Here is a 1,521-nt window from a genome sequence, read left to right as displayed (position 1 = left end):
ATCATTTACCCCCTGATGTTTCTGCTTTTTGCAGGCTCTATGTGGCTCATCTTCGCTCCATCGGAGAAAGAAGGGGAGAAACAGGCGAAGGGGTTCAACACGGAAGTACCGGATCCGCAAGCCTCGGAACTCATCGGCGACAAGAAGAAAGCCTATGAAAAGGAGATGATGGAACAGAAGGAGCAGGAACGAAGTCGTGCCATGCAAAGCCTCAGTTCCATGTTCGGGGAGATGACAGGAGGGCAACCAGTGCAGAGTTCCGAAGAGTTGGCCTTGAAGACGGATTTGTCGGAAAGAGACAACGGCTTCGGCTCTCGCACCGCTGCTCCGCAAGAGGGATTCCACGCCTCTGCATCAGCCTATCAGGACATCAACCGCACGCTCGGCAGTTTCTATGAGATGCCGAGAGAAGATCCGGAAAAGGAGGAAATGCGTACCCGTTTGAAGGAGTTGGAAAGTCGTATGAGTAATGAACAACAGTCGCCCGCTATAACCGTGAACGACCAGATGGCTCTGCTTGAAAAATCCTATCAGCTGGCAGCCAAGTATATGCCCGCAGGAGGCAAGGGGCAGTCCGTTCCCGCTGCTCTTCCTTCGACTTCGGGGAGTGAGACGGCTTCCGAAAGGAAAGTGGTCTCTTCCGGTCGCAATGGAAAGGCGATAGCGTTTCCTGTCAGGCAGGTGAGCGGTCAAGTGGTGTCGGCTCTGGCACAGCCGATGAGCGACTCGACTTTCCGCTCCGAATATGTCAAGGAGAGGAACTATCTATTCCAAACCGCTATCGGGACTGTCTCGCAGACGGATAGAAACACCATATCAGCCTGTGTGCATAACAATCAGACGGTCATGGACGGGCAGACAGTACGTTTCCGTCTCTTGGAGCCGATGTCGGTATCGGGCAGGGAGATTCCACGAAATGCCCTTGTCGTGGGAACGGCAAAGTTGCAGGGCGAACGACTCTCCATTATCATTTCCTCTTTGGGGTATCGGGGAAGCATCATTCCCGTGGAGCTGTCGGTCTATGATACGGACGGACAGGCGGGGATATTCATTCCCGGATCGATGGAGCGTAATGCCGCCAAGGAGATTGCCGCTAACATGGGGACATCCGTGGGCAGCAGCGTGAACATCTCCACCGATGCGGGGGCACAGCTTGCCGCCGACCTCGGCAAGGGACTGATACAGGGAACGAGCCAATACTTTGCCAAGAAAATGCGCACCGTCAAGGTGCATCTGAAGGCAGGTTACAAGGTTCTGCTCTATCAACCCGAAAACAAGTAATTCACAGTTATTATTCACCACTTTAATCCAAAGTAAAAATGAAAAGAACAGTTTTAGCCATCGCCCTGATGCTGGGCGCAGTCTGTGCCAACGCACAGGAAACGACTTCAAGCGGAGACCTCTATCAGGGGCTGACCCGCAAAATCACCTTTGAGCGGATGATACCGCCTCACGGCTTGGAAATCACCTACGACAAGACAGTACATATCATCTTCCCCTCTGCCGTGCGCTATGTCGATT

Annotated in this window: 1 protein-coding gene and 1 pseudogene; both read left to right on the top strand. The window is 53.2% G+C overall.

The window, feature by feature from the left end:
- Positions 1–1,281 (top strand): conjugative transposon protein TraM (traM, locus tag BN93_RS15395; protein ID WP_232211211.1); only part of this gene is annotated, 1,281 nt, incomplete at its 5' end.
- Positions 1,282–1,319: 38 nt separating this feature from the next.
- A pseudogene (locus BN93_RS15390) lies at positions 1,320–1,521 on the top strand (conjugative transposon protein TraN); the annotation flags it as partial.

It is taken from the genome of Prevotella conceptionensis 9403948, from assembly GCF_000312305.1.
Taxonomy (GTDB): domain Bacteria; phylum Bacteroidota; class Bacteroidia; order Bacteroidales; family Bacteroidaceae; genus Prevotella; species Prevotella conceptionensis.
This window is presented reverse-complemented; position numbering and strand designations above follow the sequence as displayed.